Source organism: Pseudomonas sp. fls2-241-R2A-110, assembly GCF_030209165.1.
Taxonomy (GTDB): Bacteria; Pseudomonadota; Gammaproteobacteria; order Pseudomonadales; family Pseudomonadaceae; genus Aquipseudomonas.
This window is the reverse complement of record NZ_JARVSN010000023.1, coordinates 145,390-170,364: the sequence shown is the minus strand read 5'-3', so window position 1 is coordinate 170,364 and position 24,975 is coordinate 145,390. Positions and strand designations below refer to the sequence as shown.

At 58.9% G+C, this 24,975-nt stretch carries 21 protein-coding genes and 1 pseudogene; 7 read left to right on the top strand and 15 right to left on the bottom strand.

Features of this window, described 5'->3' with window-relative positions; all coding sequences use genetic code 11:
* The gene (locus QRN31_RS19500) at positions 1-426 is read left to right on the top strand and encodes a DUF2069 domain-containing protein (protein ID WP_285433876.1); all 426 of its coding nucleotides are present in this window, start codon (positions 1-3) and stop codon (positions 424-426) included.
* Between the two features lie 99 nt (positions 427-525).
* On the opposite strand, the gene QRN31_RS19495 is transcribed toward QRN31_RS19500, so the two are convergent.
* Positions 526-1,200, bottom strand: a complete 675-nt coding sequence (locus QRN31_RS19495; RefSeq protein WP_222588044.1) for a DNA-3-methyladenine glycosylase I — start codon at positions 1,198-1,200, stop codon at positions 526-528.
* Between the two features lie 131 nt (positions 1,201-1,331).
* Entirely contained in the window at positions 1,332-2,156 is an 825-nt protein-coding gene (gene ttcA, locus QRN31_RS19490) for a tRNA 2-thiocytidine(32) synthetase TtcA (RefSeq protein WP_090186962.1), read from the bottom strand.
* A gap of 273 nt (positions 2,157-2,429) precedes the next feature.
* Between ttcA and QRN31_RS19485 the strand changes: the two genes are divergently transcribed.
* A complete protein-coding gene (locus QRN31_RS19485; protein WP_285433874.1) occupies positions 2,430-3,032 on the top strand; it encodes a Yip1 family protein in 603 nt (200 codons plus the stop codon).
* A 157-nt stretch (positions 3,033-3,189) separates the two neighbouring features.
* Positions 3,190-3,684, top strand: coding sequence for a SprT family zinc-dependent metalloprotease (locus QRN31_RS19480; RefSeq protein WP_285433873.1), 495 nt, complete (start codon positions 3,190-3,192; stop codon positions 3,682-3,684).
* A 119-nt stretch (positions 3,685-3,803) separates the two neighbouring features.
* Here QRN31_RS19480 and QRN31_RS19475 read toward each other — a convergent pair whose 3' ends face one another.
* Positions 3,804-4,985, bottom strand: a complete 1,182-nt coding sequence (locus QRN31_RS19475; RefSeq protein WP_285433872.1) for a CaiB/BaiF CoA transferase family protein — start codon at positions 4,983-4,985, stop codon at positions 3,804-3,806.
* Between the two features lie 144 nt (positions 4,986-5,129).
* The gene (locus tag QRN31_RS19470) at positions 5,130-6,464 is read right to left on the bottom strand and encodes a dicarboxylate/amino acid:cation symporter (RefSeq protein ID WP_285433871.1); all 1,335 of its coding nucleotides are present in this window, start codon (positions 6,462-6,464) and stop codon (positions 5,130-5,132) included.
* Positions 6,465-6,801: 337 nt separating this feature from the next.
* On the opposite strand from QRN31_RS19470, the gene QRN31_RS19465 reads away from it, so the two are divergent.
* Positions 6,802-7,800, top strand: coding sequence for an AraC family transcriptional regulator (locus tag QRN31_RS19465; RefSeq protein ID WP_285433870.1), 999 nt, complete (start codon positions 6,802-6,804; stop codon positions 7,798-7,800).
* Between the two features lie 200 nt (positions 7,801-8,000).
* Here the strand turns inward: QRN31_RS19465 and QRN31_RS19460 are convergent, their stop codons facing one another.
* The 5 genes and pseudogenes from QRN31_RS19460 to QRN31_RS19440 form a co-directional block, all read right to left on the bottom strand.
* Positions 8,001-10,262 (bottom strand): hypothetical protein, encoded by a 2,262-nt coding sequence (locus QRN31_RS19460; RefSeq protein WP_285433868.1) that lies wholly within the window; start codon positions 10,260-10,262, stop codon positions 8,001-8,003.
* Between the two features lie 206 nt (positions 10,263-10,468).
* Complete coding sequence (locus tag QRN31_RS19455; RefSeq protein WP_285433867.1) at positions 10,469-10,837, bottom strand: DUF6124 family protein; 369 nt, start codon at positions 10,835-10,837, stop codon at positions 10,469-10,471.
* A gap of 462 nt (positions 10,838-11,299) precedes the next feature.
* On the bottom strand, positions 11,300-12,646 hold the full coding sequence (locus QRN31_RS19450; RefSeq protein ID WP_285433865.1) for an ATP-binding protein: 1,347 nt from the start codon (positions 12,644-12,646) through the stop codon (positions 11,300-11,302).
* On the bottom strand, positions 12,643-13,320 hold the full coding sequence (locus QRN31_RS19445) for a response regulator (protein ID WP_259152926.1): 678 nt from the start codon (positions 13,318-13,320) through the stop codon (positions 12,643-12,645). The genes QRN31_RS19450 and QRN31_RS19445 overlap by 4 nt, the downstream gene beginning before the upstream one ends.
* 68 nt (positions 13,321-13,388) lie before the next feature.
* Positions 13,389-13,621, bottom strand: a pseudogene (locus QRN31_RS19440) (hypothetical protein); the annotation flags it as partial.
* Between the two features lie 130 nt (positions 13,622-13,751).
* Here QRN31_RS19440 and QRN31_RS19435 point away from each other — a divergent pair.
* Entirely contained in the window at positions 13,752-14,543 is a 792-nt protein-coding gene (locus tag QRN31_RS19435; RefSeq protein ID WP_285433863.1) for a dienelactone hydrolase family protein, read from the top strand.
* Positions 14,544-14,704: 161 nt separating this feature from the next.
* Positions 14,705-15,430 (top strand): 4'-phosphopantetheinyl transferase family protein, encoded by a 726-nt coding sequence (locus QRN31_RS19430; RefSeq protein ID WP_285433861.1) that lies wholly within the window; start codon positions 14,705-14,707, stop codon positions 15,428-15,430.
* Between the two features lie 126 nt (positions 15,431-15,556).
* Here QRN31_RS19430 and QRN31_RS19425 read toward each other — a convergent pair whose 3' ends face one another.
* Both QRN31_RS19425 and QRN31_RS19420 read right to left on the bottom strand, forming a co-directional pair.
* On the bottom strand, positions 15,557-17,167 hold the full coding sequence (locus QRN31_RS19425) for an ATP-binding protein (protein ID WP_285433860.1): 1,611 nt from the start codon (positions 17,165-17,167) through the stop codon (positions 15,557-15,559).
* On the bottom strand, positions 17,164-17,877 hold the full coding sequence (locus tag QRN31_RS19420) for a response regulator (RefSeq protein ID WP_222588055.1): 714 nt from the start codon (positions 17,875-17,877) through the stop codon (positions 17,164-17,166). The genes QRN31_RS19425 and QRN31_RS19420 overlap by 4 nt, the downstream gene beginning before the upstream one ends.
* Positions 17,878-18,612: 735 nt before the next feature.
* On the opposite strand from QRN31_RS19420, the gene QRN31_RS19415 reads away from it, so the two are divergent.
* The gene (locus tag QRN31_RS19415; RefSeq protein ID WP_090186999.1) at positions 18,613-21,507 is read left to right on the top strand and encodes a ribonucleoside-diphosphate reductase subunit alpha; all 2,895 of its coding nucleotides are present in this window, start codon (positions 18,613-18,615) and stop codon (positions 21,505-21,507) included.
* A gap of 297 nt (positions 21,508-21,804) precedes the next feature.
* On the opposite strand, the gene flgE is transcribed toward QRN31_RS19415, so the two are convergent.
* Genes flgE through flgB form a run of 4 tightly spaced genes read right to left on the bottom strand, consistent with a single transcriptional unit; the run spans position 21,805 to position 24,748 of the window.
* A complete protein-coding gene (gene flgE, locus QRN31_RS19410; protein ID WP_285433857.1) occupies positions 21,805-23,118 on the bottom strand; it encodes a flagellar hook protein FlgE in 1,314 nt (437 codons plus the stop codon).
* A 31-nt stretch (positions 23,119-23,149) separates the two neighbouring features.
* Complete coding sequence (flgD, locus tag QRN31_RS19405; protein WP_259152970.1) at positions 23,150-23,878, bottom strand: flagellar hook assembly protein FlgD; 729 nt, start codon at positions 23,876-23,878, stop codon at positions 23,150-23,152.
* A gap of 15 nt (positions 23,879-23,893) precedes the next feature.
* Positions 23,894-24,337 (bottom strand): flagellar basal body rod protein FlgC, encoded by a 444-nt coding sequence (flgC, locus tag QRN31_RS19400; RefSeq protein ID WP_007937507.1) that lies wholly within the window; start codon positions 24,335-24,337, stop codon positions 23,894-23,896.
* A gap of 3 nt (positions 24,338-24,340) precedes the next feature.
* The gene (flgB, locus tag QRN31_RS19395; protein ID WP_285433853.1) at positions 24,341-24,748 is read right to left on the bottom strand and encodes a flagellar basal body rod protein FlgB; all 408 of its coding nucleotides are present in this window, start codon (positions 24,746-24,748) and stop codon (positions 24,341-24,343) included.
* Positions 24,749-24,975: the final 227 nt, after the last annotated feature.

Sequence of the window (24,975 nt, the reverse complement as noted above, 5' to 3'; positions counted from 1 at the left end):
ATGGCGAAGAAGCCGAAGATTCTGCCCGCCATCGAATGGCTCGAACCGCGAGTCCGGGCGATGCGGGTTGTCAGCCTGTTGTGCTTTTTCGGCCTGGTGGGGTTGTTGTGCGTCTATTACCTGCTGATCGCCGACCTGCATGGCGCGCGGCCCTGGGTGATTCTGCTGATCGAGCTGGTGCCCCTGCTGTTATTGGCGCCGGGAATGATAGTCGGCAGCGCACGCGGGCATTCGTGGATGTGTTTTGTGGTGAACCTGTATTTCATCAAGGGCGCGTTGGCCGCGTATGACCCGAACCGGCAGTTGTTCGGTTTGCTGGAGATGGGCGCAAGCCTGGCGGTGTTTTGCTCGGCGTTGCTGTATGTGCGGTGGCGGTTTCAGTTGAATCGCAAGCTGGCGGGCGAAGGCGAGACGTCCGCTGCCTGACAGATTGCAATCGCTAGCAGGCTGGCTCCCACACTGGATTTGTGGCGTACGCAAGTCCCCTGTGGGAGCCAGCCTGCTGGCGATTGCCGCGACTCGGTCTTAATGATTGACGGTGTACGCGAGCATCATCGAAATCTGGCTCATCGCCCGCCCGCCACTCTGTTCATGCCACTGGTTGAACACATCCTGCACCAACGCCTGATCGCGCAGGCTGGTCGGCACCTTGTCGACGATCTTCTGCGCGTTCAACGCCGCGACTACGTCGTAGCTCGGTACAAACGTGTCCTTGCCGACCATGCGCAAGAAGCGCGGCGCCGACAGCCCTCCCAATTGATGCCCGCGTTTTTTCAGAAAGGTCCACAAGCCGACGATGTCGGTCACTGGCCAGTCGGCGATCAATTCGCCAAAGCTGCCCTTTTCATGGGCCACATCCAGAATGAACTGCGCATTGCGCGGCACGCTTTTGAGCTTGCCCAAGTGTCGGATGATCCGCGCATCCTGCATCAGGCGCTCCAGGTGCTCGGCGCTCATCAGCACGACTTTTTCCGGGTCGAACTTGAAGAACACTTCTTCAAATGCCGGCCACTTGGCGTCCACCAGGCTGTGCTTGAGGCCGGCGCGGAAGACGCGCAACGCCATGGTCGAGAGGTAGCGATCATCGCTGATCTTGCGCAATTGCGCCGGGGTCTTGGGAACGGGCAGATGGGCTTCCAGTTCAGCCGCCGAACCGAAGCGGTTCAGACAGTATTCGTGCAGCCACTTGTAATCGCGCATGCCCTCTCCTGATGAATAAGTGAAATAGACCCCTGTGGGAGTCGCCTGCTGGCGATGGTGGTGGGTCAGTCAACAATGATGTGTCTGACCCACCGCCATCGCCAGCAGGCTGGCTCCCACAGTGATTGCGTTTAGAGGTTCACGACATTGACGAACCGCGATGCGGCGGTTTCGTCGATACGCAGGTTGGTGAAGTCGAACAGGTTGCGGTCCGCCAGTTGCGACGGGATGACGTTTTGCAAGCTGCGGAAAATGCTTTCGGTGCGGCCCGGGGTCTTGCGCTCCCACTCCTGCAACATCTCCTTGACCACTTGGCGCTGCAGGTTTTCCTGAGAACCGCAGAGATTGCACGGGATGATCGGAAATTGCTTCAAGTCCGAGTAGGCCTGGATGTCTTTTTCGTTGCAGTAGGCCAGCGGACGGATCACCACGTTACGGCCGTCGTCGGCGCGCAACTTGGGCGGCATGGCCTTGAGCGAGCCGTTGAAGAACATATTGAGGAAGAACGTCTCGACGATATCGTCGCGATGGTGCCCCAGGGCCATTTTGGTCGCGCCGATTTCGTCGGCAAAGGTGTAGAGCGTGCCGCGACGCAGGCGTGAGCACAACGAGCAGGTGGTCTTGCCTTCCGGGATCAGTTCCTTGACCACCGAATAGGTGTCTTTCTCGACGATGTGGTACTCGATGCCCAGCGTTTTCAAGTACGCCGGCAGCACTTCCTCAGGGAAGCCAGGCTGTTTCTGGTCCATGTTCACGGCCACGATTTCAAACTTGATCGGCGCGACCTTCTGCAAGTGCAGCAGCACGTCGAGCATGGTGTAGCTGTCCTTGCCCCCGGACAGGCAGACCATGACCTTGTCGCCGTCTTCAATCATGTTGAAATCGGCAACAGCTTCACCGGCCTGACGGCGCAGGCGCTTTTGCAGTTTGTTCTGGTTGACCGTGAGTGTGCCCATGACGCGAATCCGTGAGTGTGACGAAAGGCCGGCATTTTACGCAAAAACCGGTCACGGGCGAAGAGCCCCCGGTGGGCGGTGACAGACCCTGCGGCGATTAACGCAAGTGTTTACAGCGCGATTTGCTCTAAGCCCCTATCACCTGTGCGGGTAAGTCCTTTCTATACTGCGACATAAGGTCGCTTATATATCCAGACCTATTACTTACTTGGCCACTTTGGCCTGTAAGCGCTCCACTGGGGGGCGACGGTAAAAACAAGAGGAGTGACTGGCATGATCCATCACGTAGTGGGGCTCTTCACCCACCCCGACCAGGAATGGAAAGAAATCCGTGGCGACCAAGAGGAAAGCATCAGCCACATGTACCTGACGCACACGCTGATTCTGGCGGCGATCCCCGCCGTGTCGGCATTTATCGGCACCACTCAAGTCGGCTGGGTCATTGGCAGCCGGGCTCCGGTGATGCTGACCCATGAAAGCGCGCTATGGATGACGGTCATGTCGTACCTGGCGATGCTCGGCGGTGTCGCGGTGATGGGCGCATTCATCCACTGGATGGCCCGCACGTACGACGCCAATCCGAGCCTGGCCCGTTGTGTTGCGTTTGCGACCTATACCGCGACTCCGCTGTTCATTGGCGGTCTGGCGGCGCTGTATCCACACATGTGGCTGGGGATGGTCGTCGGTACAGCGGCTATCTGCTACACCGTTTACCTGCTGTATGTGGGCTTACCTACCTTCATGAACATTCCATCAGACGAGGGATTCCTGTTTTCCAGTTCAGTACTTGCCGTAGGCCTGGTGGTGCTGGTAGCCATCATGGCGTTTACCGTTATTGTCTGGGGACTCGGCGTGGGGCCGGTCTATACCAATTAGCAACTCACCCACTAATAACCAGATCTGCCAATACAGGCCGCCGCAAGGCGGCCTTCTAATGCCCAAGCACAAAGAAGGTGACGACCACTCGGCACATCGACCATTCGCAAGGCCCCGGCGTTGCGGCATACTCGACGTCTCTGGAGATCCATCAAGCATGCCCGAGCAACTCAATACCCGCGTCGAAGACTGTTACCAACTCGCCGAATCCTTTTTCAAACGCTCCTTCAAACGCCCCGTGGTGAGCCTCAAGCTGCGCGGTCAAAAAGCCGGTGTCGCGCATTTGCACGAGAACCTGCTGCGCTTCAATCCTCAGTTGTACCGGGAAAACGCCGAAGATTTCCTCAAGCAGACCGTGGCCCATGAAGTCGCGCACCTGATCGCCCATCAACTGTTCGGCGACAGCATCCAGCCGCACGGCGAAGAGTGGCAATTGATCATGCGCGGCGTATATGAATTGCCGCCCAACCGCTGCCACACCTACGACGTCAAACGCCGCAGCGTGACGCGCTATATCTACAAATGCCCGTGCGCCGACAGTGACTTTCCGTTCTCGGCCCAGCGCCATAGCCTGGTGCGGCAAGGGCGGCGGTATTTGTGTCGCAGATGCCGCAGCACGTTGGTGTTTAGTGGGGAGATGCGGGTCGAATAGTCGTATTTGTGGTGTTTGGGCCGGCCTCTTCGCCAGCAGGCTGGCTCCCACAGGGGATCATCGATACGCCACAGATCCATTGTGGGAGCCAGCCTGCTGGCGATGGCGGCCTGCTGGCACTAGAGAATCACTTTGACACGCCTCAGTTCCTCAATCCGCTCGGCACCAAACCCCAATTCCCCCAACACCTGATCCGTATGCTGCCCCAGCGCCGCGCCAACATGCCGGGGTTCTGGCAATCCATCTGAAAACTTCAACGGACAGGCCATCTGCGACTGGGTCGAACCGTCCCCACGCGGCACCTCCGTCATCAGCTCGCGCGCTTTGAGCTGCGGATGCCGCACCGCCTCACCCAGGCTCAATACCGGTTCGACACACGCATCGAGTTCGGCAAACAGGGAGCACAGCTCGGTAAAGTCGTGCTTCTCGAATTCAGTTTTCAGCGCTTCCTTGAGCTTCTTTTGCTGGGCTGGCTGAGGCGACAAGCCCAGCACCGACAGTTCTTCCAGGCCCAGCGCGGTACACAATTGCTTCATGAAACCCGGCTCCAGACTGCCCACCGACAACCAGCGCCCGTCCCGCGAGCGGTAATAGTCGTAGAAGCTGCCGCCATTGAGCATTTGATCTTCCCTGCCCGGCTCCACGCCGCAGGCCAGGTAACCGGCACCCGCCATGGCGTTCAGGCTGAAAGCGCAGTCGGTCATGCTCACGTCAAGGTGCTGCCCCACCCCGGATTGTTGCCGGGCGATCACCGCCGCCAGCAAGCCGATGACCCCATGCAACGAACCGCCAGCGACGTCCGCCACCTGCATGCCCAGCGGCAACGGCCCACTGTCGGCGCGACCGGTGTAGCTCGCCAACCCTGCCAGCGCCAGATAATTGATGTCGTGACCGGCGCGATCCTTGTAGGGGCCGGTTTGCCCGTAGCCGGTGATCGACACGTAGATCAGCCTTGGATTGATCGCCTTCAACGCTTCATACCCCAGCCCCAGGCGTTCCATCACGCCGGGACGGAATTGCTCCAGCACGATGTCGTAGTCCGCCAGCAACTGCTTGATCACCTCCAGCGCCTCGGGTTGCTTGAGGTCCAGCGCCAGGCTGCGCTTGTTGCGATTGAGGTAGGCGTGGCTGGCGGACACGCCGTGATCGTGCGGCGGCAATACCCGTAGCAGGTCCATGCGGGTCGGCGATTCGATGCGCAATACCTCAGCGCCCATGTCCGCCAGCAATAACGAGGCAAACGGCCCCGGCAGCAATGTCGAGAAATCCAGAACCTTGAGTGATGCCAGTGGACCGAGCATGAGCAATCTCCGTGAGCGATGCTTCAAGCCTAGGCAGGCAATGGCGTTGCAGCAATCACCTGAAGTGTCAGCGGCTGTGACCGTTACGCTCAAATACCAGGCATGAAAAAACCCGCCGAAGCGGGTTTTTCATTGCAGCAAGTCTTACTTGACGTTGCTTGGGGTTGCGCCTTCGGCCACGCCCAGATCGTCTTCAACGCGTTCGTCGGAGATACCGCGACCGCCAGAAGCCAGTTCGGCGTGCATCACGTCAACGTCCAGCTCCTTGACCCACTTGGCCACAACCAGAGTGGCAACAGCGTTACCCACCAGGTTGGTCAGTGCGCGAGCTTCGGACATGAAGCGGTCGATACCCAGAATCAGCGCCAGACCGGCAACCGGCAGGTGGCCAACGGCGGACAAGGTAGCGGCCAATACGATGAAGCCCGAACCAGTCACACCGGCAGCGCCTTTGGAGGACAGCAGCAACACTACCAGCAGGGTGATCTGGTGCGTGATGTCCATGTGGGTGTCGGTTGCCTGAGCAATGAACACCGCCGCCATGGTCAGGTAGATCGCAGTGCCGTCGAGGTTGAACGAGTAACCGGTCGGGATCACCAGACCTACCACGGATTTCTGCGCGCCCAGGCGTTCCATCTTGATCAGCATGCGTGGCAGTACCGATTCCGAAGAAGAAGTACCCAGCACGATCAGCAGTTCTTCACGGATGTAGCGAATCACTTTCAGCACGCTGAAACCGTGAGCGCGAGCGATAGCGCCCAGCACGACCAGTACGAACACGAGGCAAGTGATGTAGAAGCACGCCATCAGTTGACCCAGTTGCACCAGCGAACCCACACCGTAGGCACCGATGGTGAACGCCATGGCGCCCAGGGCACCGAGTGGCGCGAGCTTCATGATCATGTTGATGATGTTGAACATGACGTGGGCGAAGCGATCGATGAAGTCCAGGATCGGCTTGCCGTAGGCACCCAGGCGATGCAGGGCGAAACCGAAGATCACCGAGAACATCAGCACTTGCAGGATATCGCCGGTAGCGAATGCGCCGATGATGGTGTTCGGGATCACATTCAACAGGAAACCAACGACACTTTGATCAGCACCGGCCGCCACATATTGAGCGACTTTGGAGGCATCCAGCGTGGTCACGTCGATGTGCATGCCGGCGCCCGGCTGCACGATGTTGACCACCACCAAACCCACCAGCAATGCGATGGTCGACACGATTTCGAAGTACAGCAGCGCGTAACCACCAGTCTTGCCGACCGACTTCATGCTCTGCATGCCCGCGATACCGCTGACAACGGTGCAGAAGATGATCGGGGCGATGATCATTTTGATCAGTTTGATGAACCCGTCACCCAGCGGCTTGAGGGCTACACCGGTCTGGGGGTAGAAGTGACCGACCAGGATGCCGATAGCGATGGCAACGATCACCTGGAAATACAGGGATTTGTACAGTGGCTGACGAGTCGTCATTGCAAAGTTCCTCAAGAGTGCCCGGTGACAACATCCATCTGTTGCCCTGAACACTTCAATTGCGAACCCTCCTGCACTGGAGGGATTTGTTTTGTCGAGCTGCGCATCGGCAAGCATCTGCCGGTTGTATCGCAAGGCCCGTGCCACCTTCTGCAAAATCCCCGCATGTCTTTTGACATCAAGGGTTACAGCTTTTTCTTGCCACCCATCGGCGAGAAAATGTGGCGGGTTTCCGCCCATCGACCCGACCTCATCCTGCAATTTGGCGGATATCCGCCTTGTTCGTCGCCACCCACCGCGGCTACCATCCGCCGTTCAATGGACGGACCTGCCTCCTATGCGCGAACGCACCATCGCCAGTCATTTCGCCCGTGCCGCCCTCGGTGGCGCAAAACGCCTCGGGTATGACTGTTCCAATCTTTTGCAACAACTGGGTATCAGCTCCGAGTTGCTGGATGAGCCGCGCGCGCGCATTGCCCCTGAGCAGTTCACCCGTTTGATCCAGGGTTTGTGGCAGGCTTTGGACGACGAATACCTCGGCTTCGGGCCGGTGCCCAGCAAAATCGGCACCTTCGCAATGATGTGCCATGCCGTGATTCACTGCCGCAATCTGGAAAAAGCACTGCATCGCGGCTTATTGTTTTATAGCCTATTCCCCGACGGCCCGCGTCTGACCCTGACCCGCGAAGATGAAATGATCCGCCTGAGCCTCGACGATTCGAAGTTCCAGGACCCGGACCATTTCCTGACCGAAAGCCAATTGATGGTGTGGCATCGCCTCGGCAGCTGGCTGATCGGTCAGCGTATCCGGCTGGAGCAGGCGACCTTCAGTTACCCAAAGCCCGGGCACGGCGCGGAATACGACTTGCTGTTCCCCTGCCCGATGGTGTTTTCCTCGGCGCAGAGCAGCCTGCTGTTTCACAGTCGTTACTTGAACATGCCGTTGTTACAGGACGAGCGCACCCTCAAGCACTTCCTTGAACACTCCCCCGCCGACCTGCTCTCGCGCCCGGATGACGGCGACAGCCTGAGCAGCCAATTGCGCCGCTTGCTCAGCCGCGACAGTTCGCGCTGGCCGGACTTGGAAGCGGTGGCGGCACACCTGCACATCAGTCCGCAGACCTTGCGCCGGCACTTGCGTGAAGAAGGGGCGAGTTTTCAGGAATTGAAGGATCAGTTGCGCAGGGACATTGCGATTTATCACTTGGGGCGTGCGGATCTGTCGTTGCAACAGATCGCCGAGCAGCTGGGGTTTTCCGAACCGTCGGCGTTTCACCGGGCGTTCAAGAAATGGACCGGGGTGACGCCAGGGGCTTACCGCGCGCAAGAGAACTGAAACCCACTGATCGTTCCCACGCTCTGCGTGGGAATGCCTCAAGGGACGCTCCGCGTTCCAGCTCTGGAAAGGGACGCGGAGCGTCCCGGGCTGCATTCCCACGCAGAGCGTGGGAACGATCAGTTAGCCAGCTGCATTCTGCGGATCAAGCCTGTCCAGCATCCGGTTCACCGTACGCGTCCTCTTGAGTCGATATTCCCCTACCTCACTTCAATTCTGTCGACGTACATGTCATTTCTATTAGTAATAGTGAATGACTTTATTCGGCTGTTGCCCGGCGCACTGAAACTGACATAGGCGGATTGGTAGAGGTTTGTAAAAGTTAATGGTCTCGTCCCAATGACATAGCCTCGTTCATCCATAAAAACCACAGCATTCTCTTCGTGCAACTGGTGCGAATCGAACAAAAAGCTGACATGCCTGGCCAAGCCCGGAAGGGTGAACTCCACCGTACCAAGCATGTTCAGCGTGACCCGTCCAAGTAACGACGTGTAGTTGGGGTCGGTGGTATGAACATTCGTCAAATGAACAATTCCACCCAATGACTTTAGCGTTATCCCGCTCGCAAACGTATGGACGGAGCCGGGGTTAAAACCAATCAGGTGCGAACTGTCGAAATCTTCATAACCAGCATACGATCGGAGGCTGACAATATAGTTGACGTTCTTGAAGGCAACGGTATGACCGCCGACTATTAGCTCGACCTCGACTGTTATTGCGGCATTATCAAATAAGTCATTGAGCCATGGACGGGAGATTGCCCGGGTCAAACCGCTTGTCACGTCGTGTTCGGTTATACGGTAGTTCTGCAAAACCGGAAGAGGTGCATGATTTCTATCCACAATCGTTACATTAATTTCCTGCCCAACCGCTATAAATACCCATGGCAAAAGTCGGAAGGTTGCGTCGCCAACAAACTCATCGAGGCTCAGTCCACCCGCCTTCGCCTGCAGAATTTCCGCTAACGGCAAACGGGCATCACCGCCCTCGATCCGTTTCACCGTCAACACTAGCGGCAGCGATTGGGCAATCTCCTCGCCGCCCCGAATCAACACCCAGCGAAACCTCAGTTGGCTCCCTTGCCGAGTCGCAAGAAATGCCGGAGTCAGGACTGTGTTCGTGCGTTTGTTCGCGTTGAACGCCATCGCCGGAAAAGGTGTGGCACCCGGTATGGGATTGATTTCGACCAAACGGGCGTTGTCGCCAGCGCGGGCTTGCAGATACTCGACGCGCAGTGTGGCCGGCTCCATGGGATCGAGGGACCTGGCAGTGCCGACTAGCGTCGGAGGATTCAGTTTAATCGAGCCTTCACCAATTACTTGCGACTCAGCAGCAGTCGAGACTGCTATGACCCTGCCTTGCCTGACTTGTTCGTACAGCGCAGATACCTCGCCCCCCGCGAGGACCTTCGCCATCGGCACCTGCACTTTATAAGTGAAAGGCAACCGTCCTACTGTTTCTTCAGCGTTGTGAGTCACGGCCGACCCAGTCAAAGGTGAACAGGTGTACTTCACTCGAACAATATCGCCGGTCAACCATTGCGGTGAAAACACATGGACCAGCACATACAGGAAGTCTTTCACCTTGCTCAGGTCAATGGTATCTGGATCGTCGTTCGGGTCGTCCGGGTTCTCGCTCAGATCCGGAGCCGTTAGCGTGACGCGCTGCGTATCGACATCGGCCTGGATCGTCCGCGACCAGCGCCGCTTGTCGGTAGGGTTGTTCACTTGGGATTCCACGGTGTATGAAATCGCAAAATCCGGACGATTACCGGCCTGTTCGAACATCGCCCGCGTGATGACGATCACGAAGGGTTTGCCCTCCTCACCGGGTAGCACCGTGAAGGTAAAACGCTCGCGATTCAGCTCCACGGTGACGACGTCATAGGCGTGCATGAACGGATAGAACGCCGTGAGCGGCACGCCTTTATCCGCCTCCTCCTTGCCGATCCGCGGCGGGTTTCCCAATTCGGGCGGCAGGCTTATTTCCAGATAGGGATGATCCCCGGTGCCCGGCACGTTGTTACCGCCTGGCAAGTCACGGTGATAAAGCGCCCATGACTGCGTAGATGGCGCGCTGTTGCCACTGGCTCGTTCGACGACGTAACGGAAAATATGCACCCCGTCGCTCAACAAGGACTGGAAAACATTGAAATAGACTGGTTTGTCCTGATCCGCCGGCGCAACGGGTTTGCGCTCGATCAGTTGCGGTTGCGCAGCACTGGGCGCCGTCATGTACAGCGCGATACTGAGATAGTCCACCGATGGTGGATCAACCACCGCTTGAACCGCCCCCTCCCGGCTGCCATCACTTTTGACGACCTGCGTGAAAATAGCCTGTGCCAAGCCCTCCACCGGCACCCCGAGCGGCGGCGCCGGATCAACAATAACGCCTGGTGTCGCCCCCGCAAATTTCACGGGAAAAAGCGCCAGCACACCAGGGTTTGTTTGATTGGCCGTCATGGCACACCTCAAGTCGTCGACAGGGGCCGCGAGCACGGCCGTATCAGCACAATCAGACACTTGAGCCACTCCTGTGGCTACTGTCAGAAATAACAGGTGAAGGCCTTGTTGCGACGAACGGTTGTTCGGTGCGCAGGTATTTGATGATCTTTCAGGCAAAAAAAACGGCCCGCGGGGGCCGTTTCCTGGACACGTAATACCGTTGACTATCCAGCTGCATTCTGCGGATCGAGCCTGTCCAGCATACGGTTCACCGCCAGCTCACCCAGCATCACGACTTGCTGAATCCCCAGCACCGTGTGGCGATGGGAGCCCTCGATCAATCCTGCGAAATTACTCAGCATCACGCTCGCCGACGCCAGGGATTCGCAGGCGTTGACCAGCAGGGTTTCGTCGTCGGTGTCAGGGGCGACGAAGTAGAGGGTGCTGGGTTTGCGCGGTGCTTCGTTCAGCGTTGCGGGTTTGAGGTAGTAGTCGAGGGCGCGGTCGGCGGCTTCGTTGAATTTTTTCGAATCGGTGGATTCGTAGGGGGAAACGTCGTCGGTGTCGGGTGGGTTGGGTGTGTTTTTGAACATATGAAGCTCCTAGAGTGAGGGAGCCGCTACTTATCGCTGCTAAACGAAAGAGAGGTGGCGGCTGTACGCGGGTTAGCAGACCAGGACTCTAGAACCCGGCGCACCGAAGTGCCCCGCGCAAAGCCGCCATAACATGACCGGCGGGCGTTGTACGTCTAGAGAGGACCCGGGCTGCTAAACCCGATCGCTGATTCGTCAGCGACCCGCAAACGATAGAGTCCACGCCCCAGGCGCACAAGCCGGCGGATTCTGGCGTAGCTGTAGGTAACGGCGCAAGGATGTGTAGCCTGAGTGAGTGTCTGGAGATGTGTTTTAAACAGCGCTGTTTATTGGCCAGATAGTTCCCACGTCGAGGCGTCGAACCGTCCGCGTGGGACGCTCCGCGTTCAAGCTCTGGGAAGGGACGCGGAGCGTCCCGGGCTGCATTCCCACGCAGAGCGTGGGAACGATCAGTGACGGGGGTCAAACCACCGGAAAATGAATCCGGAACGCCGCCCCGCCCATCGGCGAATCCCCCAGCGTCAGCTTGGCGCTGTAGCTCTCGATGATGTCCTTGACCACCGCCAGGCCAATGCCCTGACCCGGATGTTGCCGGTCCAGTCGTTCGCCGCGCTCAAGAATCCGTGCCCGCTGGTCCGGCGGTACACCCGGTCCGTCATCTTCAACGCACAACTCAACCCCGCTCAGGGTTTCGCGCACGCTGATGCGCACTTCGCCCAGGCACAGGCGGTAGGCGTTTTCCAGCAGGTTGCCCATCATTTCCAGCAACGCGCCCTGCTCGATCGGCACGTAACACGGGTCCGGCAGATCAAAAGCGACGCGCACGGGTTTGTCGCGGTAGACCTTGTCCAGCGTGTCGCACAGGCTTTGCAGCACCGGCCGCAGGCGCACCTGATGGCGCACCAGACCGCTTTTGCGCAGGCTGGCGCGTTGCAGTTGATAGCTGATCTGCTGGCTCATGCGTTCGATCTGGTTTTGCAGCACCCGCGCCTGATCGCGGTCTTGCGGCCGTTTGGCCATGTCTTCGCTGACGCCTTGCAGCACGGTCAGCGGGGTTTTCAGGCTGTGGGCCAGGTCGTCGAGGGAGTCGCGGTAGCGGCTGCGCTGCTCCCGTTCGCTGTGCAGCAAACGGTTGAGGGAACCGGTCAGGCGCAGCAGTTCGCGTGGGTGTTGTTCGCTGAGGCTTTCGCGGGCGCCGTTTTCGATTTCGTCGAGTTCCTGACTGAGCCGGCGCAAGGCCTGCAACCCCCAGGTCAAACCGATCCATAGCAAGGCGAGCAGCACCAGCAATGCAGCGCCGAAACCGAGGTAGAGGTTTTCGCGCAGGCCTTCGAGGGTCGCTTCGTATTCGCGCACCGGTTGCAGGGCAACGAAGCTGAATGCCGCGTTTTTACCGCCAAGCAGTTTGACTTCAACGTCGTAGACGAAGAACTCCTGACCATTGGCTTCGCGAATGCGCGCAAATTCGCTGCCGAGTCCGTCGTAGCGCGGTTTGTAGTTGAGCATTTCTTCGCGGGTGGCTCTGGAACGCCACACCAGATGCCCTTCACGGTCGTAGATGTAGCCGAGCAAGCGGCTGTCGGTCAGGTTGAAGCGTTCATCGGGCAACTGCACGGGCATTTGCAGGCTGTTGTTTTCCACCCGCGCGGCGGAGATCAGCGTGGTCACGTCCGACGCCAGGCGCTGCTCGATGGAGTCCTGTAGCGCGAGGCTGAACGCGCCCTGCATCGCAGGCAGCAACGCCAGCATGAACAACACCGCCAGCAACGTGGCGGCGAGCATCAAACGGACACGAAGGGATCGAATCAAGTGCAGCGCTCATTGAACAGGTAGCCGAGACCACGCACGGTGTCGATCGGTTTGAAACCGGTCGGGCCTTCGAGTTTACGGCGCAGACGGCCGACCAGCACTTCGATGACGTTCGGATCGCGCTCATCGTCGTCCGGGTAGAGTTGCTCCATCAAGCGATCCTTGGCTACCACTTGCTGGTGATGACGCATGAGGTATTCCAGGATCCGGTATTCGTACGCGGTCAGTGCCAGCGGTTGTTCATCGAGGGTGGCCTGTTTGCGATTGAGGTCCAGCAGCAGCGGCCCGGCGACGATGGTCGACTGAGTAAACCCGCTGGAGCGGCGCAGAAGGGCGTTCAAGCGTGCATCGAGTTCCTCGAACTGGAACGGCTTGACCACGTAATCGTCAGCACCGGCGGCGAGGCCTTCGACCTTGTCCTGCCAGTTGCCGCGTGCGGTAAGGATCAGGATCGGGAAGGTATGGCCGCGTGAGCGCAGCTGACGAATCAAATCGAGCCCGCCCATGCCCGGCAGGCCGAGGTCGATCACCGCCAGGTCATGGTTGAACTGCTCGGTCTGGTAAAGCGCCTCTTCAGCATTGGCCACGGACTCGACCACATGGCCACTGTCCGTCAGGCGGGTTTGCAGGTGATGGCGCAACAGCGCTTCATCTTCAACGACCAGCAGTTTCATAACGCGCTCCTAGGCAAATCAACATCTCCAAAGCATGGTTTCGCCAGTCAGGTAAGCCGCGCAATCCTCACCGGGCAAGACAGATCGTAGCTGCCCGGCAGGTTTTCCTGATGCAGTTTAATGCCATTGTGCGAGACCGACACGTTGTCGTTCGGGTGTGGGACTTTTTAATCTTGTCGCTGGTCTGTCCAAGAGTAAGGCTGGCGAAATTGTCGCCGTAGGCAACAGCAGTGCTGCTCACGCCCAAGACGGTGAAGGCCGCAAGCAGCTTTTTAAGCGAGCCATTGGGGCATTTCCTCATGCACCATTAGCTTTTGGACATTGGGCAAGGTTACGCACACCACCCTGAACGCACTCTGAACGCACTCTGAACCTAAGCTGAATCACATCCACCCGATGGTTTTGTTGACTTTATTGCAGGAGATCCGACCATGCGTGTTTGCCTCGCCCTTCTATTACTGGCCTTGAGCGGTCTCAGCCAAGCTGCGATCAAGACTCAGGAAATCCCCTATCAGAGCCCTGATGGCACCCAAATGATTGGCTATTACGCTTACGACGACGCGATCAAAGGCCAACGACCTGGCGTGGTGGTGGTGCACGAATGGTGGGGTCTCAATGACTACACCAAACGCCGCGCCCGCGACCTGGCCGGCCTGGGCTACAGCGCCTTGGCCATCGACATGTATGGCGATGGCAAGAACACCGAACATCCCAAAGACGCCATGACCTTCATGCAGGCGGCGCTCAAAGACAGTGCCGCCTCCAGTGCGCGCTTTCAGGCCGGGCTCGATTTGCTGAAGAAACAGGCGCAGACCAACCCGAATAAAATCGCCGCCATCGGTTACTGCTTTGGTGGCGGCGTGGTGCTGAATGCGGCGCGCCAAGGCGTGCCGTTGGCCGGCGTCGTGAGTTTCCACGGCGCGCTGGCGACCCAGACGCCAGCGACACCGGGAAGCGTGAAAGCGAAAATCCTGGTGGAGCATGGCGCTCTGGACAGCATGGTGACGTCGGACAATGTGGCGGCGTTCAAGTCTGAAATGGACAAGGCCGGGGCTGACTACAAGTTCGTCAGCCTTGAAGGCGCCAAGCACGGGTTCAGTAATCCGGATGCGGATCGCTTGAGCCATGGCGATCACGGCGGGCCGGACATTGGCTACAACAAAGCGGCGGATGAAAAGTCCTGGGCGGACATGCAGGCATTCTTCAAGAAGATTTTTGGCTGATCGGACAGACCGAGGCGCGGCCATCGCGGGCAAGCCCGCTCCCACACTGGATCTATGTTGCAACACAAATCCATGTGGGAGCGGGCTTGCCCGCGATGGCCGCGCCTCGGTTTGAACCTTTGCACTACCCAGCCCGAGAGCAACCCGGCAAAATGCCCGACATGAATTCCGTCCCCGCCCTACCCGTCTGCTGCACCCCACTCGATGCCCAGTGGCCACTGCCGTTTGTGCTGCCCGATGCCGTGCTGTTGAGCACTCACTTCGATACCGCGCAACTGGCCAGCGATGATTTCCAGCGCAGCGCCATCGAGCCGCCGGCAAGCATTCAACGCTCGGTCGCCAAGCGTCAGGCCGAGTTTCTCGCCGGGCGTGTTTGTGCACGTGCCGCGTTGCAACAGTTGGAAGGGCTGAGTTTCATCCCGGCCATCGGTGAAGACCGCGCCCCGGTGTGGCCTGCGCACATCAGCGGCTCCATCACCCACAGCACCGGCCGTGCGGCGGCGATTGTGGCGAAGAAAAGCGATTGGCGCGGTTTGGGGATGGACCTGGAAAACCTGCTCAACCCAGAACGGGCCGAGCGCCTGGCCGGGGAAATCCTTATACCGGCGGAGATGCAGCGCATGGCGTCTGGTGCTCGCGATCAGTTGGCACTGCTGGTGACGCTGACGTTTTCGGTGAAGGAAAGTTTGTTCAAGGCGCTGTATCCGATTGTCCAGCAGCGGTTTTATTTTGAGCACGCTGAAGTGCTGGAGTGGAGCGAGACTGGTGAAGTGAGATTGCGCTTGCTGACGGATTTGTCTGCCGAGTGGCGCAACGGCACTGAGCTGGATGCGCAGTTTGGGGTCAAGGATGGGCAGTTGTTGAGTCTGGTCAGCATTAAGGCCTGAAGATGTGTGTAGCCTAATCGGGCCTCATCGCGAGCAGGCTCGCTCCCACAGGGTTCTTCGGTACGGCATAGATCCAGTGTGGGAGTGAGCCTGCTCGCGATGAGGCCAGATCAGACAACCTGGATCTCAGCGCCGCTCCTGATTCCTCGGCCAACTCAGGCTGAAACAAGCCCCGCCCAGGCTTTTGCTCTTGCTGATCAACGCCCGCCCGTCATGCCAATGGATGATCCGCCGCACGATCGACAAGCCCAGACCATGCCCACCCGAGGCGCGAGTTCGGCTGTCATCGAGGCGCAGGAATGGCGTGAAGATTTTCTCCCACGCCGATTCCGGCACGCCCGGTCCATCATCCTCAATGTCCACCCGGCAACGCTGCTGCCCGACCTGATAACTGACGGTTACCCGTGACGAAGCATGGCGCATGGCGTTGCTTACCAGGTTCTGCATCGCGCGATGTAGATAGCGCGGCTCGGCTTCAACCCAGGCGTCATCGCAATCGGCCGCCGACAGGCACAAACCACGCTGCACGGTGACATCGGCGCGCAATGGCGCCAGCTCTTCGATCACCTGACTCACCAACGAATCGAGGTCGATGCGCTGAAAATTCAGCGCCGGCGAGCCCTGCTCCAGCCGCGCGTACGTCAGCATCTCGTCGACCAGTTTGTCGAGGTCCTCGATGTCGTGGTCCATGCCTTCAAGGTATTTCTCCAGCGCCTGCGGCGTGGTGGCCGAGCCAATCATCTCCAGGCCAAAACGCAGGCGCGCCACCGGTGTGCGCAATTCGTGGGACACCGCGCGCACCAGTTCACGCTGGATCGCCAGCAACTGTTGCAAGTGCTCGGCCATGCCGTTGAATGCTGAAGCCAGACGCCCTACCGAATCGGCGCCACGTGCCGGCACTCGGGTTTCCAGGCTGCCTTTGGCGATGCGCGTGGCGGCGGCTTCGAGGCCACGCAAGCGACGCTCCAGTTGACGCACCAACAGATAGACGATCAAACCGATCAGGCTCAAACCCAGGGCCGCGATCAGCACCAGCCATTCCGGCGGATACGGATTCATCTGATACAGCGGGCCGATCTCCAGCACCCACGGCGTTCCGACCATGCCGGCAAACACCCGGATCGAATCGCCGCCCTTGCCCAGCGCCATCACCGTGTCGCCTTCAGAGATGCGGCGGCTCTGGTCCTCGTCCATGTCCGCCTGGTCGACAGTGACCAGGCGCAGGTCGAAACCAAAGCCCTTGTCTTGTTTCAATTGCGCCAGACGCTTGGGCTGTTCGGCCACCGGTACGCGCACCAGTTCGTCAGCCAACAGATAAATGGTGGCCCGCGCCAGTTGCTCGCTGATCTGCTGGACCTCACCCGTGAGAACAAGCTGTTCCTTGTCGCTGACCAGACGATAAACCTTTGCCGCATGCGGGCCGGTCTGCTCCACCAGCGCCTGGCCGCGCAGCACGCGGGTGCGCTGAGTGAGGTCGAGGTCGGTCTGGGCGAAGGTGTTCAACGCCAATGGAATGCCGAGCAAACGCTCCCACACCAGCAAGGCCCGGTGGCGCTCGGTATCGTTCATCGGTTGCAGGTTGTCGGCCATCAGCGAAAAAGTGCCGTGGGCCAGGCGCTCACGGTATTGCTCGCTGCGCACCTGGTTGAGCAAATGCAACGCCAGCACGCCCAGCACAGCCACCAGGATCAGCGCCGCGCACATGCCGCCGTAGATGCGCAGGAAGATCGAGTTCACGGGGTGCAGGCTTCCGGAACGAACAGATACCCCTTGCTGCGGATGGTTTTGATCAGTCGCGGATGATCCGGGTCGTCGCCGATTTTGGGACGGATGCGCGAGATGCGCACGTCGATGGAGCGGTCCTGACCGTCATAGCCGATGCCGCGCAGCGCGGTGAAGATCTCTTCCCGGGACAGGATTCGGCCCGCGTTGGCCACCAGCAACCACAGCAGGTCGAACTCGGCGCTGGTCAGTTCGATACCGCTGTCATTGAGCCAGGCCTCGCGCAATGCGTTGTCCACCACCAGCGGACCGAACTGCAGGCGCCGTTGTTTTTCCGGGGCCACCTCAGGGGCTTCACTGCGGCGCAACAGTGCCTGGATCCGTGCCAGCAACAGACGCGGACGCACCGGTTTGCACACGTAATCGTCGGCGCCCAGGTCGAGGCCAAGAATTTGATCGGTATCGTCGGTGCGGGCTGTGAGCATCAGGATCGGGCCGTCATATTTGTCGCGCACCTTGCGGCAGATGCTCAGGCCATCTTCGCCCGGCAGCATCAGGTCGAGGATCACCAGGTCCGGCTTCTCGTTGATGATGCGCGCAGCGGCCAGCGCACCATTGCCTTCGATCGAGACGCGCAGGCCGTTGGCTTCCAGGTATTCGCGGGTCAGTTCGGCCAGACGCTGGTCGTCCTCCACAATCAATACCTGCCAGGCTTCTTGCTCCACGGTGACCTCTGCTTGCCAACAACACTTATAAGGAAGGATCCGCCCGTCTTTTTGTAATGATTGGGGAGGATAAGAATGCGTACACACTGGCCGATTGTATAAACGCCGAACGACGAGAACACAAGCCGACAAATGCGTTCGGACAAGCGGATTTTTTGTGATAGGGTTCGCGCCCTTAAAAATCCGAATGACTGTATTCGATCGCTGAAAATCAGTGGAAAACGGTTCGCTCCAGCTAGGTCGCGGCCTACACGCCCGTTCCACGTTTCACACACAATTTACGCACAGGTTTATCCACAGGTAGTACGTTGCAACACCCTCCAAAACGCATTATCTTGTACCTCGGCGCGAAAAAAACCCTACATGTAGGGTTTTAGCTTAAAAGCCCAACCACATTTCAGACCTGAAACTCAAGCGCTTTATTGCGTGTTGCAGGTTGAACCAAGCACGAATTTACAAGCCCAAACCGCGTGCGCGGATGGCACCGTTTTTCCAGGCCTGAACGGTCAGAACGGTACGGGTGTTGCAGTCATAACTGGCACCCCTGAAAGGAATCCGGCTTCGAGCCCAGGCTCGCGACCAAAGACTTCGGCAAGGAAGCGGCATCATTAGCCTTTTTCCTACTGTCTCGAAGTTGTTATACCCGGCACCTCGTCGGTTGTAGTGCTTCAGGACAGAACGGTGGGCACCGTGACGGTGCCCAAACAAACATAGAGAATGTGGAGACAACCCCCCATGCAAACCGACACAACTCGCGAGAACCCGCAGGGCACCTTGCCGCAGGCCGCTGATTCGACTTCGGATCTGTCCGCCACCGCGCCTGGCCAACTGCGCGTGATCAAGCGTAACGGCACTGTCGTTCCTTACACCGATGACAAGATCACCGTCGCGATCACCAAAGCGTTTCTCGCAGTTGAAGGCGGCACCGCTGCCGCCTCGTCGCGAATCCATGACACCGTTGCCCGCCTGACCGAACAAGTCACCGCGACTTTCAAGCGTCGCATGCCATCGGGCGGCACCATCCACATCGAAGAAATCCAGGACCAGGTCGAACTGGCCCTGATGCGTGCCGGCGAGCAGAAAGTGGCTCGCGACTACGTGATCTACCGTGACGGCCGTTCCAAGGAACGCGCTGCCCACGCCCCGGCCGAACAAGCAGTCAACGCTCATCCGTCGATCCGCATCACCCGCGCCGATGGCACCTTTGCTCCGCTGGACATGGGCCGCCTGAACACCATCGTCACCGAAGCGTGCGAAGGCCTGGAAGAGGTCGACGGCGACCTGATCCAGCGCGAAACCCTGAAAAACCTGTACGACGGCGTGGCCCTGACCGACGTCAACACCGCTCTGGTGATGACCGCCCGTACGCTGGTCGAGCGCGAGCCGAACTACTCGTTCGTCACCGCCCGCCTGCTGATGGACACCCTGCGTGCCGAAGGCCTGAGCTTCCTGAACGTTGCCGAAAGCGCGACCCACCACGAAATGGTCGACCTGTACGCCAAGGCCCTGCCTGCCTACATCGCCAAGGGTATCGAGTTCGAATTGCTGAACCCGGTCCTGGCCACCTTTGACCTGGAAAAACTCGGCAAGGCGATCAACCACGAGCGCGATCAGCAGTTCACGTACCTGGGCCTGCAAACCCTGTACGACCGTTACTTCATCCACAAGGACGGTATCCGCTTCGAACTGCCGCAGATTTTCTTCATGCGCGTGGCCATGGGCCTGGCGATCGAAGAGAAGAACAAGGAAGACCGTGCGATCGAGTTCTACAACCTGTTGTCGTCCTTCGACTACATGTCCTCGACCCCGACCCTGTTCAACGCCGGCACCCTGCGTCCACAGCTGTCGAGCTGCTACCTGACCACCGTTCCGGATGACCTGTCCGGCATCTACCACGCGATCCACGACAACGCCATGTTGTCCAAATTCGCTGGTGGCCTGGGCAACGACTGGACGCCAGTTCGTGCACTGGGTTCGTACATCAAAGGCACCAACGGCAAATCCCAGGGCGTTGTACCGTTCCTGAAAGTGGTGAACGACACCGCCGTCGCCGTCAACCAGGGTGGCAAGCGCAAAGGCGCTGTCTGTGCCTACCTGGAAACCTGGCACATGGACATTGAAGAGTTCATCGAGCTGCGCAAGAACACCGGTGATGACCGTCGTCGTACCCATGACATGAACACCGCCAACTGGATCCCTGACCTGTTCATGAAGCGCGTCTTCGATGACGGCAAGTGGACCCTGTTCTCGCCATCCGAAGTGCCGGACCTGCACGACCTGACCGGCAAGGCTTTCGAAGAGCGTTACGAGTACTACGAAGCCCTGACCGAATACCCAGGCAAGGTCAAACTGTTCAAGACCATCCAGGCCAAAGACCTGTGGCGCAAAATGCTGTCCATGCTGTTTGAAACCGGCCACCCATGGCTGACCTTCAAAGACCCGTGCAACCTGCGCAGCCCGCAGCAGCACGTGGGCGTGGTCCACAGCTCGAACCTGTGCACCGAGATCACCTTGAACACCAACAAGGACGAGATCGCCGTTTGCAACCTGGGCTCGATCAACCTGCCGAACCACATCGTCAACGGCAAGCTGGACACCGCCAAGCTGGAACGCACCGTGAACACCGCCGTTCGCATGCTCGATAACGTGATCGACATCAACTACTACTCGGTGCCGCAAGCGAAGAACTCCAACTTCAAGCACCGTCCGGTCGGCCTGGGCATCATGGGCTTCCAGGACGCACTGTACCTGCAGCACATTCCTTACGGTTCCGACGCTGCAGTCGAGTTCGCCGACAAGTCGATGGAAGCGGTCAGCTACTTCGCGATCCAGGCTTCCTGCGACCTGGCCGACGAGCGCGGCGCCTACGAGACGTTCCAGGGTTCGCTGTGGTCCAAAGGCATCCTGCCTCTGGATTCGCAACAGATCCTGATCGAGCAACGTGGCCAGAAGTACATCGACGTTGACCTGAACGAATCCCTGGACTGGGCACCGGTTCGCGCCCGTGTACAGAAAGGCATTCGTAACTCCAACATCATGGCCATCGCACCGACCGCGACCATCGCCAACATCACTGGCGTATCGCAGTCGATCGAACCGACCTACCAGAACCTCTACGTGAAATCGAACCTGTCGGGCGAATTCACCGTGATCAACCCGTACCTGGTTCGCGACCTGAAGGCTCGCGGTCTGTGGGACGCTGTCATGATCAACGACCTGAAGTACTACGACGGTTCGGTGCAGCAGATCGAGCGCATTCCGCAAGAACTCAAAGAGCTCTACGCGACTGCTTTCGAAGTGGACACCAAGTGGATCGTTGACGCGGCCAGCCGTCGTCAGAAGTGGATCGACCAGGCTCAATCGCTGAACCTGTACATCGCTGGCGCCTCGGGCAAGAAGCTGGACGTGACCTACCGCATGGCTTGGTACCGTGGTCTGAAAACCACTTACTACCTCCGTGCCCTGGCCGCGACCAGCACCGAAAAGTCGACCATCAACACCGGTAAACTGAACGCTGTTTCCAGCGGCGGCAACCACGGTGAAGATTCGGTCCTGGCAGCTCCAGCCGGTCCAGCTCCAGTACCGAAGGCTTGCGCCATCGACGAGCCGGATTGCGAAGCTTGCCAGTAAGCTGAACCGGTGAGCGCTGCAAGGCGCTGACTCGAAAACCCCCGATCAGTCCTCTGGATTGTCGGGGGTTTTCTTTTGCCTCAAGGAAAGTGGCGACCGGGCTGACGCCTTCGCGGGCAAGCCCGCTCCCACAGGAGACCGGGGTTGCCCAAAGAAATGCGATCAACTGTGGGAGCGGGCTTGCCCGCGAAGAGGCCGGCACAGACAACCAACACCTCGGCACCACCTAAAAAGTCCCGGCCAAAAAAAGCCCCTCTTGCGAGGGGCCATTTGTGCAGCGCTTTCAGCTAACCCGCATCAGGTCATCTGAATGATGGTCTGCATGATGGTGCTCTGGGTGGAGATGGTCTTGGCGTTCGCCTGGTAGTTGCTCTGCGCCTTGATCAGGTTGACCAGTTCGTTGGTCAGGTTGACGTTGGACTCTTCCAGGGAGTTGGACTGGATGGAGCCCAGGGTCCCGGTTTCCGGAGCGTCATAGCCCGGGATACCCGAGGCGTACGTCTCTTTCCAGCTGGTACCGCCAATCGCTTGCAGGCCTTGTTCGTTAGTGAAGCTGGCCAGCGCAACCTGGCCGATGGCCTTGCTCTGGTTGTTGCTGAAGTTGGCGAACAGGGTGCCGGTGCCGTCGATGGTCAGGTTGGTGATCTGGCCAGTGGCGTAACCGTCCTGAGTCGGGATGGAACGGGCGGTATCAGCGTTGTACTGAGTTGTCTTGGCCAACGAAATGGTTACGCCTGCCGGGTTGGCAGCTGCACCGTTGGCTGTCCAGACGCCATTGGTCACGGTGCCTGGTACCCAGTTGTTCAGCTTCAAGTCAGTGCTGATGACTCCAGGAGGCGTGCTCACCTGAGTCAACTTGCCGCCAGAGTCGAACGTCAGTGTCGAAGCGACCGGGGCAGTGACTTTTGGGTCGCTGCCGGTAGCATCCGGGTTACGACCGTCGACCAGGGTATAAACCTTCCAGGTGTTGCCAGCCGTTTTCACCATGTACTGATCCATGGTGTGCTGGTTGCCCTGGCTGTCATAGATCGGAGTGCTGAACGACTTGGTGTAGGTCGCCGTCAGTGTCGGGTCGAACTTGCCCGCCGGAACGGTATCGTCGATGACCGGAGCCGTCGAGTTCAAGTTGATCGTCGATGCCACGGCCGAAGTGGACTTCGGCGCCAGGTTCGAGGTGTCCAGTTTCAGATCAGTCAACACGCCGTTGATGATCTTGCCGTTGGCATCCACGCCGTAGCCTTGCAGGCGGGACGTGTAATCGGTGTTGGTGATGAAACCGTCCTTGTCGACCTTGAACGTACCGTTACGGGTGTAGGACACCGAACCGTTATTGCTCAAGGCGAAGAAACCCGAACCGTTGATGCCCATGTCCAGCACGTTACCGGTGTTGTTGATGTCACCCTGGGTGAACTGCTGGGACACGTTGGCCAGGCGCACGCCGCTGCCGACCACTTTGCCGCCGCTGCCGAGTTTGGTCGCCGAGTAGACGTCTTCAAATTCAGTGCGGGAGGATTTGAAACCGGTGGTCGCGACGTTGGCGATGTTGTTACCGGTCACGTCCAGTTGTTTGTTGGCTGCATAGAGACCGCTAAGGCCGATATTGAAAGACATATTCCACTCCTTTGTGCCGGGTTAGTCGGCTCTATATACCAATGGTTTGAACTTTGGACAGGGCGACGGGGCCCAGGCCCGCGAGGTTCAGCGTCAGCTCGCCGCCGGTCTGGCTCAGGGTCACGCTGTTGACGGTGGCCGGCAGGTAAACCGCCAGGTCCGTTGCCGTGCCGTTGACCGGTGCGCTGGCCTTGATGGTGTAGGCACCGACCGGAACGGGATTGCCGCTCGAGTCCTTGCCATCCCATGTGAAGCTGGAACTGCCGACTGCACGGGTGCCCAGATCGATGGTTCTGATTGTTTTGCCAGTGCTGTCGGCAACGGTCACGGTGCCGCTGGCGATGGACGACGTCAGGTTGACCGAGCCGTTGACGGCCTTGGTCGGATCATCGACCTGGATATTGTTGGTCTGCACGATCACCGAACGGCCGACCAGGGACGACGCCTGCAACGCTTGCGAAGAGCTGTAGTTGCCGGCAATCGAGCTGACCGTGCTGTTGAGCGTGGTGATGCCTTCCAGGCTGCTGAACTGCGCCAACTGGGCGACGAACGCGCTGTTGTCCTGCGGATCCAACGGGTTCTGGTTTTTGAGCTGGGTTACCAGCAATTGCAGGAACGCATCCTTGCCCAACGCTTTGCCGCCCGTCGCGCTGTTGGTCGCGGAGGCAATGCCGCCCGACGTGGAGCTGCTGGACTTGACGGAAGAGTTCGCCAGGATGTCATTGACGCTGAGGCTGCTGGTGGAATCGGTAACACTCATCTGAGTCGCCCCTTATCACTGACCGAGGGTCAGGACCTTCTGCATCATGGTTTTGGCGGTGTTCATCATTTCGGCGTTGGTCTGGAACGAACGACTGGCGGAAATCATGTCGGCCATTTCTTCCACGACGTTGACGTTCGGGTAATAGACGTAACCCTTGGCGTCGGCCGCCGGATGGTTCGGCTCGTAACGCGCCTCAAGGTTGCTCTGATCCTCAACCACACCCAGCACTTGTACGCCTTGACCGGCCGCGTCCTGGTTCTGGAACAGCGAATCACTGCCGCCGCTCTGGCCGCCCTGGAACATGGTGGCGAACACCGGGTGACGCGCGCGATAGGTCTGGTCGATGCTCGACGAAACGGTTTCGGCGTTGGCGATGTTCGAAGCCACGGTGTTCAAGCGAGTGGTTTGGGCACTCATGCCGCTACCGGCAATGTTGAAAACACTGGATAGAGACATGAATTACTCTCCGCGCAGGGCTGACATCAGCCCTTTGAATTTGCTGTTGAGCAGGGTGAAGCTGGCCTGGAAGCCGACCGCGTTTTCCGCGTAGTTCGATTGTTCCAGTTGAGCGTCCACGGTGTTCTGGTCGATCGACGGTTGCATCGGGGTGCGATACATCAGCGATTCGTCGCCGTTACCCATGCCTTGTGCTTCGATATGACGGCTGTTGGTCATGTTCAAGGCAAAGGTGCCACCGTTGGTTTTCTCGTTCTGTGCAGCGAGCACTTTGGAGAACTCCAGATCCCGAGCCTTGTAGTTCGGGGTATCGGCGTTGGCAATGTTGTTGGCCAGGACTTCGGCACGCTGGGCGCGAAAGCCCAAGGCTTGTTCGTGGATACCGAGCGCTTTATCGAAGCTGATGCTCATGTCGGGAAACCTTCGGGTGACCTGATTTTCGTAACAGAGACTTAGCAAGCGGCGTGCCAATTCAAAAATGCCCGTAAACCGGGGCTTTGCGGGGCGGTGGCAAGGCGGCAATGCCAGAAAAGCGGCAACCGGTTTCCGCCGTCTGCCGCTTTTCTGCCGCTTGTCACCGATTTTCAGAACACCGCCTCCCCCTGTGGGAGCGAGCTTGCTCGCGATGGCGTCGTATC

Coding starts and splice junctions, on each gene's coding strand:
- QRN31_RS19475 (WP_285433872.1), bottom strand. CDS start 4,985: ATGCTCGGTCCACTGGCATCACTCAAGGTTCTGGATTTCTCGACATTG.
- QRN31_RS19430 (WP_285433861.1), top strand. CDS start 14,705: ATGAATTCCGTCCCCGCCCTACCCGTCTGCTGCACCCCACTCGATGCC.
- QRN31_RS19460 (WP_285433868.1), bottom strand. CDS start 10,262: ATGACGGCCAATCAAACAAACCCTGGTGTGCTGGCGCTTTTTCCCGTG.
- QRN31_RS19435 (WP_285433863.1), top strand. CDS start 13,752: ATGCGTGTTTGCCTCGCCCTTCTATTACTGGCCTTGAGCGGTCTCAGC.
- ttcA (WP_090186962.1), bottom strand. CDS start 2,156: ATGGGCACACTCACGGTCAACCAGAACAAACTGCAAAAGCGCCTGCGC.
- QRN31_RS19455 (WP_285433867.1), bottom strand. CDS start 10,837: ATGTTCAAAAACACACCCAACCCACCCGACACCGACGACGTTTCCCCC.
- flgE (WP_285433857.1), bottom strand. CDS start 23,118: ATGTCTTTCAATATCGGCCTTAGCGGTCTCTATGCAGCCAACAAACAA.
- QRN31_RS19495 (WP_222588044.1), bottom strand. CDS start 1,200: ATGCGCGATTACAAGTGGCTGCACGAATACTGTCTGAACCGCTTCGGT.
- QRN31_RS19470 (WP_285433871.1), bottom strand. CDS start 6,464: ATGACGACTCGTCAGCCACTGTACAAATCCCTGTATTTCCAGGTGATC.
- QRN31_RS19415 (WP_090186999.1), top strand. CDS start 18,613: ATGCAAACCGACACAACTCGCGAGAACCCGCAGGGCACCTTGCCGCAG.
- QRN31_RS19445 (WP_259152926.1), bottom strand. CDS start 13,320: ATGAAACTGCTGGTCGTTGAAGATGAAGCGCTGTTGCGCCATCACCTG.
- QRN31_RS19500 (WP_285433876.1), top strand. CDS start 1: ATGGCGAAGAAGCCGAAGATTCTGCCCGCCATCGAATGGCTCGAACCG.
- QRN31_RS19465 (WP_285433870.1), top strand. CDS start 6,802: ATGCGCGAACGCACCATCGCCAGTCATTTCGCCCGTGCCGCCCTCGGT.
- QRN31_RS19485 (WP_285433874.1), top strand. CDS start 2,430: ATGATCCATCACGTAGTGGGGCTCTTCACCCACCCCGACCAGGAATGG.
- QRN31_RS19480 (WP_285433873.1), top strand. CDS start 3,190: ATGCCCGAGCAACTCAATACCCGCGTCGAAGACTGTTACCAACTCGCC.
- flgC (WP_007937507.1), bottom strand. CDS start 24,337: ATGTCTCTATCCAGTGTTTTCAACATTGCCGGTAGCGGCATGAGTGCC.
- flgB (WP_285433853.1), bottom strand. CDS start 24,748: ATGAGCATCAGCTTCGATAAAGCGCTCGGTATCCACGAACAAGCCTTG.
- flgD (WP_259152970.1), bottom strand. CDS start 23,878: ATGAGTGTTACCGATTCCACCAGCAGCCTCAGCGTCAATGACATCCTG.